This window comes from Streptomyces sp. NPDC038200 (assembly GCF_055600785.1).
Map to the genome: position 1 here is coordinate 1 of NZ_JBVJYH010000049.1, position 9,102 is coordinate 9,102.

Below are 9,102 nucleotides of genomic sequence, written 5' to 3' on the forward strand. Positions count from 1 at the left end.
CGGCAGGTGTGTGCGGTGGGGTCGCTGCGCCGTGACGAGGGCGGTCTGCGTCGTTTCCTGACCTCGGTGGCGGAAGCCTTCGTCCAGGGCGTCGATGTGACCTGGCCCGCCCTCTTCGACGACAGCGGCGCGCGTCTCATCGACCTGCCCACCTACCCCTTCCAACGCCAGAACTACTGGTACAACGACCCTGCCCGCCGCAAGGGAGACGTGTCCTCCTTCGGTATGGCAGAGGCCGGTCACCCATTGCTCGACGCCGGGACGGAACTCCCGGAGGGAGGCGAGCACCTCTACACCGCACAGCTCACCGCTGACTCGCATCCTTGGCTGCTGGAACACACCCTGCTGGGTACGCCGTTGCTGCCCGGTGCGGCCTTCGTCGACCTCGTCCTGTGGGCCGGCGGAGAGCTGGGATGCGAGCTGGTCGAGGAGCTGACGCTGACCTCGCCGCTGCTGTTGTCCGACAGCGCTGCCGTCCAACTGCGGCTGGTCGTGGGTGCGACGGACGCTGAGGGGCGTCGTACGATCACCATCCACTCGCGCCCGGACGCGCACCCGGGCACCACGCGCACACCTGCGGCATCGCCCGAGGCGGGCTCGGAGGCGGAGGTCCGCAGGGACGCGGCCGACTGGACGAAGCACGCCCAGGCGACGGTCGCCCCCGCCCCTGCCGCCCCGGCCTCCGACGTGGGCGCGGACGGGAACCTCGGTCTCCCCGCGGCGGAATGGAGCTCGGCCGCGACGGAGTCGGACACCTTCCGGGCCGAGGACTTCTACGCGTCCTTCGCCGCACGCGGTTACGGCTACGGCCCGCTGTTCCAGGGCGTACGGTCAGGCCGTCAGGACGGGAGCGACGTCTACGCCGAAGTCGCCCTGGACCAGGGTGCCTTGCCGCCCGGCGAGCGCTTCGGCCTGCACCCCGCGCTGCTCGACGCGGCGTTCCAGACGATGCGTCTGGGATCGTTCTTCCCCGACGACGGACAGGCACGTGTGCCGTACACCTTCCGTGGGATTCGCCTGTACGCCCCTGGCGCCGAGCGCCTGCGGGTCCGGGTCTCGGCGGTCGGGGACGATGCCGTACGCGTGGAGTGCGCCGATGAGCAGGGGCGGCTCGTCTGCGAGATCGACGCCCTCGTCGTGAGCCCGGTCTCCCCGGTCCAGTTGCGGCCTGCCGGACAGGACGCGACCCAGGACATGCTGCACCGGGTCGAGTGGCCCGTACTGCCCTCGCCGGCCGGCCGCGCCACGTCTACGTCCGCATTCCGCTGGATCGTGGTCGGGGACGAGGACGACGGCCTCGGGCTCGCGGAAGTGCTGTCCGGCGCCGGCACAGGGATCGAGCGTCACCGGAACCTGGCCGACGCGCTGACGGCCCTGCGGACTCCGGCGGACACGGCAGCGTCCCCTGCTGCCACCGACACGACCCCCCTCATAGCCGTCCCCGTCTCGCCGTCGCCCACCATGGACGCCGTCGCGGTGCGCCACGCCGTCCACCAGGCCCTGGAGTCGGTGCAGGGCTGGCTGTCCGCGGACGAGGCGGCAGGAGAGGGCGGGAGCGGGGCCGCGGGAGCGGACGGGCGCCTGGTGCTGATCACGAGCGGCGCGGTGTCCACGGGTGACGCGGACCCGTTGCGGGACCCGGTGGCTTCGGCCGTCTGGGGTCTGGTCAGGTCTGCGCAGTCGGAGCAGCCGGACCGCTTCGTACTCGTGGACCTCGACGAGGGTGCCGTGGACGGGGAGGCCCTGTCAGCCGCGATCGCGTCCGGTGAACCGCAACTCGCCCTGCGCGAGGGGAAGGTGCACGTGCCCAGGCTGGCGACCCTGTCCGCGCGGGACTCGCGGATGCTGCTGCCGCCCGCCGGCGCTCGGGCCTGGCATCTGGTCGGCGCCCGTACCGGAACCCTTTCGGACCTCGCGCTCGTGCCGGCGCAGGCCGACACCGTTCCGCTCGCACCGGGGCAGGTGCGGATCGCGGTGCGAGCGGCCGGCCTCAACTTCCGGGACACGCTCATCGCGCTCGGCATGTATCCCGGGGAGGGCGTGATGGGCGCCGAGGGCGCCGGCGTGATCACCGAGGTCGGCCCGGACGTGGCGGGCTTCGCCGTCGGGGACCGGGTGCTGGGCATGTGGACCGACGGGTTCGGGCCGTACGCCGTGGCCGACCACCGCATGGTGGCCCCGATGCCGCGCGACTGGTCCTACGCGGAGGCCGCCTCGGTACCCGCCGTCTTCCTCAGCGCCTACTACGGACTCAAGCACCTGGCCGGTCTGCGTGCCGGCCAGTCGGTGCTGGTGCATGCGGCGGCGGGTGGCGTGGGCATGGCTGCCGTCCAGCTGGCCCGGTATTTCGGGGCCGAGGTCTTCGGCACGGCCAGCCCGGCTAAGTGGGACGTACTGCGGGCGCAGGGCCTGGACGACCGGCACATCGCCAGTTCCCGGACGCTGGACTTCGCGGCCCGGTTCCTCGACGCGACCGGCGGGCGCGGCGTGGACGTCGTCCTGAACTCGCTCGCGGGCGACTTCGTCGACGCCTCCCTGCGACTGCTGCCGCGCGGAGGGCGGTTCGTGGAGCTGGGCAAGGCGGATGTACGCGATGCCGCGCAGGTGGCCGCCGACCGTCCGGGAACCGGCTACCGGGCCTTCGAGCTGATGGAGGCCGGTCCAGAGCTGATCGGCCGCATGCTCACCGAACTGCTGGAACTGTTCGAGTCCGGGGCGCTGCGCCTGCTGCCCGTCACCCCCTACGACATCCGGCGGGCACCCGATGCCTTCCGCACGCTCAGCCAGGCCGGACACGTCGGCAAGCTGGTACTGACGATGCCGCCGGCCTTCGATCCGCACGGCACGGTACTGATCACCGGCGGCACCGGAAACCTGGGCGGAACACTCGCCCGGCATCTCGTGACCGAACACGGAGTGCGCCACCTGCTCCTGGCCGGGCGGCGGGGAGCCGAGGCCGAAGGCGCCGCTGAACTCGTGCGGGAACTGAACGGCCTGGGCGCCTCCGTGACCGTCGCCGCCTGTGACGTCGCCGACCGTGCGGCGCTCCGGAAGCTCCTCGGCAGCGTACCGCCGGAGCGTCGGCTCACCGGCGTCGTCCACGCGGCGGGCGTACTCGACGACGGCGTGGTCACCTCGTTGACGCCGGACAGGATCGATGGCGTCCTGCGACCCAAGGTGGATGCCGCACTCAACCTCCACGAAGCCGCCCTCGATCCCGAACTCGGCCTCGACCTATCGGTGTTCGTCCTGTTCTCCTCCGTCGCCGCCCTGCTCGGCGGCGCGGGCCAGGGCAGCTACGCCGCCGCCAACGGCTTCCTGGACGGACTCGCCCAGTACCGGCGTGCCCGCTCACTGCCCGCGCTCTCGCTCGGCTGGGGTCTGGCCGGAAGCGGACGGATGACGTCCCACCTCGACACCCAAGCACTGCTCCGGCGCATGGCCAGGGGCGGTGTCCTGCCGCTGTCCCCGGCGGAGAGCATGGCACTGTTCGACGCGGCCCAGGGCTTCGACGAGGCGCTCCAGGTGCCGGTGCACTTCCACACCGCCGCCCTGAGCGCCGACGGAAACGTTCCGCCGATCTTCCGCGGACTGATCCAGGGCGGCGGCGCGAGGAATGCCGCGGCCCGCCGCAGGAACGCCGGGCCGTCGGCCTCCGGTGCTCCCGTAGGAGGCGACCCGGCGGACCTCGCCGACCGGCTGTCCGGACTGACCGAGGACGAACAGCGGGCGCTGCTCCTCGACACCGTACGCAGGCACGCGGCCCTCGTCCTCGGCCACACCGGCGCGGACGGCATTCAGGCCGACCGGGCGTTCAAGGACCTGGGCTTCGACTCGCTGACGGCCGTCGAGATGCGCAACCGGCTCGCCGCCGCCACGGGGCTGCACCTTGCGGCGACGCTGGTCTTCGACCACCCCGCTCCGGCGGACCTCGCCGAGCACCTCCGCTCGCGGCTGGTTCCCGAGGAGCCGAACGTACCGCCGCTCCTCGCCGAACTCGACCGACTCGAAGCAGCGTTCAAGGAGCTGACCGCCGCCGACCTTGACTCGGTCGCATCCGACGACATCGTCCGCGACGAGATCGCCGTACGTCTCGCCGCCCTTGGTTCTCTGTGGGACGGACTCCACGGCAGCGGCAGGGCGCAGAAGCACGGCGACTCGATCGTCGACGACATCGACTCCGCCGACGACGACGAGATCTTCGCCTTCCTCGACGAGAGCTTCGGCGACTCCTGACCGCAGGCACCACCCACCGCACGGACACGACTTAGCTGACTGGTGATGAGAGATGGCGACCGAACACGAGCAGAAGCTCCGCGACTACCTCAAGCGGGCCACCACCGAACTCCACAAGGCCACGGAACGGCTGAAGGACCTGGAACACCGCGCTCACGAGCCGATTGCGATCGTGGGGATGGGGTGCCGGTTCCCGGGCGGGGCGTCTTCGCCGGAGGAGTTGTGGGATCTGGTGGCGTCGGAGGAGGACGCTGTCTCTCCCTTCCCGGTGGACCGGGGCTGGGACGTGGCGGGCCTGTACGACCCGGATCCGGACGCGGCGGGGCGCGCCTACGTCCGTGAGGGCGGCTTCCTCCACGACGCGGGGGAGTTCGACGCGGGGTTCTTCGGTATTTCGCCGCGTGAGGCGTTGGCGATGGATCCGCAGCAGCGGTTGTTGCTGGAGACGTCGTGGGAGGCGTTGGAGCGGGCGGGCATCGACCCGCACTCGCTGCGCGGCACGCGGACCGGTGTCTACATGGGTGCCTGGAACGGCGGGTACGCCGACGGGATTCCCCAGCCCTCGGCGGAACTGGAGGCCCAGCTCCTCACCGGCGGCGTAGTGAGCTTCACCTCCGGCCGCGTTTCCTACCTCCTGGGTCTGGAGGGGCCGGCGGTGACGGTGGACACGGCGTGTTCGTCGTCGCTGGTCGCGCTGCATCTGGCGGTGCGGGCGCTGCGCAACGGCGAGTGCGACCTCGCCCTCGCGGGCGGTGCGACCGTGATGTCGACTCCCGACGTGTTCGTGCGCTTCTCACGGCAGCGCGGAGTGGCCGCCGACGGCCGCTGCAAGGCGTTCTCCGCCTCCGCCGACGGCTTCGGACCGGCTGAGGGCGTGGGTGTGCTGGCGGTGGAGCGGCTGTCGGACGCGGTGCGGCACGGGCGTCGGGTGCTGGCGGTGGTGCGTGGCTCGGCGGTGAACCAGGACGGTGCGAGCAACGGACTGACGGCACCGAGTGGTCGGGCCCAGTCGCGCCTTATTCGCCGCGCGTTGGCGGATGCGCGGTTGGGTGTGGGTGAGGTGGATGTGGTGGAGGCGCATGGGACGGGGACGCGTCTGGGTGATCCGATCGAGGCGCAGGCGTTGCTGGCGACGTATGGGCAGCGGGACGCGGGGCGGCCTTTGTGGCTTGGTTCGCTGAAGTCGAATGTGGGTCATACGCAGGCTGCCGCTGGTGTGGCCGGTGTGATCAAGATGGTCATGGCGATGCGGCACAGTGTGCTGCCGAAGACGTTGCATGTGGATGCGCCGACGGCGGAGGTGGACTGGTCGGCGGGGGCGGTGTCCCTGCTGACGGAGCGGGAGCCGTGGCCGGAGGTGGGGCGTCCGCGCAGGGCCGCGGTGTCCTCGTTCGGTGTGAGTGGGACGAACGCGCATGTGGTGGTGGAGGAGGCGCCTGCTCCGGAGGTCGGGGAGGTCGGGGTTGGTGTGTCTCCGGCTGTGGTGCCGGTGGTGGTGTCGGGTCGTTCTGCGGGTGTGGTGCGTGAGTTGGCGGGCCGGGTGGGGGGTGTGGCGGGGTCCGGGCGGTTGGTGGATGTGGGGTGGTCGTCGGTGGTGTCGCGGTCGGTGTTCGAGCACCGGTCCGTGGTCCTGGCCGAGGACTCTGTGGAGCTGAGTGCTGGTTTGGATGCTCTGGCCGCTGGTGTTCCGTCGTCTGGTGTGGTGTCGGGTGTGGTGTCGGTCGAGGGTGGCCGGTCGGTGTTCGTGTTCCCGGGGCAGGGGACGCAGTGGGTGGGGATGGCGGTCCGGCTGTGGGCTGAGTCGGCTGTGTTCGCGGAGTCGATGGCGCGGTGTGAGGCGGCGTTCGAGGGCTTGGTGGACTGGCGGTTGTCGCAGGTGCTGGGCGATGAGGCTGCGCTGGAGCGGGTGGATGTGGTGCAGCCGGTTTCGTTCGCGGTGATGGTGTCGCTGGCGGAGTTGTGGCGGTCGTTGGGTGTGGTGCCGGATGCGGTGGTGGGGCATTCGCAGGGGGAGATCGCTGCTGCGGTGGTGGCGGGTGGCCTGTCGCTGGAGGACGGGGCCCGTGTGGTGGCGTTGCGTGCGGGGCTGATCGGGCGTGAGCTGGCGGGTCGCGGGGCGATGGCGTCGGTGGCGTTGCCGGTGGCTGTGGTGGAGGAGCGTCTGGCGCGGTGGGCGGGGCGTTTGGGTGTGGCGGTGGTGAACGGGCCGTCGGCCACCGTGGTCGCGGGTGATCCGGACGCGGTTGCGGAGTTCGTGGCGGGGTGTGAGGCGGAGGGTGTGCGGGCACGCCGTCTGCCGGTGGACTATGCCTCGCACTCGGCGCATGTGGAGACGGTGGGCGGCGAGCTGGAGAGGGTCCTGGCGGGTATCCGTCCCCGGAGCGGTGAGATTCCGTTCTACTCGACGGTGGAGGCCGCGGCGATCGACACCGCGTCGTTGGACGCGGGGTACTGGTTCAGGAATCTGCGTCGGCCGGTGCGGTTCCAGGAGACGGTCGAGCGTCTGCTGGCTGATGGTTTCCCGGTGTTCGTGGAGGCCAGCGCGCACCCGGTGCTGACGGGCGCGGTGCAGGAGACGGCGGAGTCCGTGGGCCGGCAGGTGTGTGCGGTGGGGTCGCTGCGCCGTGACGAGGGCGGTCTGCGTCGTTTCCTGACCTCGGTGGCGGAAGCCTTCGTCCAGGGCGTCGACGTCACCTGGCCCGCCCTCTTCGACGACAGCGGCGCGCGTCTCATCGACCTGCCCACCTACCCCTTCCAACGGCAGCGTTACTGGCTCGAGTCGCGTCCTTCTGCGGCGGTTGTTCCGTCGGGGACGCAGGACGGTCTGTCGTACGAGGTGACGTGGAAGAGTCTGTCGTTGCCGGAGTCGGCGCGTCTTGACGGCCGGTGGCTGCTCGTCGTACCCGAGCACCTGGACGCGGACGCCACACGTGTCGCCCACGACGTCGAGCAAACCCTCACCACCCACGGCGCCACGGTCTCCCGTCTCACGGTCGACGTGACGGCGACGGACCGCACCGACCTGTCGGCACGGCTCACCACCACCGCGGCCGAAGCGCAGGAACCCCTTGTCGGAATCCTGTCCCTCCTGGGGTGGGCCGGGGGTGCACAGGCCGACTGCCCGACCGTGCCGATCGCCATCGCGTCCTCACTGGCACTGGTGCAGTCCGTCGGCGACGCCGGGTTCGGTGTTCCGGTGTGGGCGGTGACGCGGGGTGCGGTGTCCGTGGTGCCTGGCGAGACCCCGGAGACGGCGGGTGCGCAACTGTGGGCGCTCGGGCGGGTTGCCGCTCTCGAAATCCCCGATCGCTGGGGTGGTCTGATCGACCTCCCGGCGGACGCTGATACGCGGTCGGTGGGTCTGGCGGTGCGGGCACTGGCCGCCGGGATCGCGGCCGGTGAGGATCAGCTGGCGGTGCGGCCCTCGGGCGCCTACGGCCGGCGCGTCGTTCAGGCAGGCCACCGGAAGCCCACGGGCGTGAAGCCGGAATGGCGTCCGCGAGGCACCGTTCTCGTCACCGGGGGAATGGGCGTCATCGGGACCCGGGTGGCCCACTGGCTGGCCCGGAACGGAGCCGAGCACCTGGTGCTGACCGGTCGCCGTGGTGCCGGGACGCCCGGCGCGGACGCGCTGGCGGGAGAGTTGCGGGCGTCCGGCGTTCAGGTCACGCTCGCAGCCTGCGATGTGTCCGATCGTGCCGCGTTGGCCGCACTGCTCGACGCACATCCGCCGACCGCCGTCTTCCACACCGCCGGTGTGCTGAACGACGGGACGGTCGACACGCTCACCCCCGGGCGTCTGGACGAGATCCTGAGCCCCAAGGCAACGGCCGCCGTTCATCTGCACGAGCTCACCGCACACCTGGACCTTGACGCTTTCGTCCTCTTCGCCTCCGTCACCGGCGTATGGGGTAACGGCGGCCAGGCCGCGTACGCCATGGCCAACGCGGCTCTGGACGCGCTCGCCGAGCAGCGCAGTGCCGCCGGACTTGCGGCGACCTCCATAAGCTGGGGCCTCTGGGGTGGCGGCGGCATGGCCGAGGGCACGGGAGAGGTGAGCCTCAACCGTCGTGGCATTCGCGCGCTTGAGCCCACCACCGGCATCGAGGCGCTGCAGCGGACGCTCGACCAGGGCGCGACCTGCCGCACCGTCGTCGACGTGGACTGGTCTGAGTTCGCTCCGCGCACGGCCGCGCTGCGGCGCGGACGGCTCTTCGCGGACCTGCCCGAGGCGCGACGTGCGCTGGGGTCGGAAGGGGCCGCGCAGGAGGGTGCCGGGACCGCCGAGTCGGCCGCCGCGCTTGCCGAGCGCATCGCGTCGCTCCCGGAGCCCGAACAGCGCCGGACACTCGTCGAGTTGGTCCGAGCTGAGGCGGCTGCCGTCCTGCGGCACGACACGACGGAACTCCTGCCGCCGCGGAGGTCCTTCAAAGACGCGGGGTTCGACTCGCTGACCGCGCTGGAGCTCCGCAACCGGCTGAGCACCGCGAGCGGTGTCGTCCTTCCCGTCACCGTCGTCTTCGACCACCCGAACCCCGGCGCCCTGGCGGACTTCTTGTACGGCGAGGCACTGGGCCTGTCCGCGCAGCACGTCGCCGGGAGCGACCAAGCCGACACGGCCCGGCCGGCCATCGCCCCCGAAGAGCCGATCGCGATCGTCGGTATGGCCTGCCGTTACCCGGGCGAGGTGCACTCTCCCGAGGAACTGTGGAAGTTGCTCATGGACGAACGGGACGTCATCGGCCCCATGCCCACGGATCGGGGTTGGGACGTGGCGGGGTTGTTCGATCCGGAGCCTGGTGTGCCTGGGCGTACGTATGTGCGTGAGGGTGGGTTCCTGCATGACGCGGGGGAGTTCGACGCGGG

The 9,102-nt window shown here is 71.4% G+C and carries 1 protein-coding gene and 1 pseudogene; both read left to right on the forward strand.

Annotated elements, in window-relative coordinates; all coding sequences use genetic code 11:
• Positions 1-15 precede the first annotated feature (15 nt).
• Positions 16-4,236 (forward strand): annotated as a pseudogene (locus tag ACZ7KF_RS41380) (SDR family NAD(P)-dependent oxidoreductase); the annotation flags it as partial.
• A gap of 52 nt (positions 4,237-4,288) precedes the next feature.
• Positions 4,289-9,102: type I polyketide synthase (locus ACZ7KF_RS41385; protein ID WP_471087837.1), on the forward strand; the 4,814-nt coding region annotated here is incomplete at its 3' end.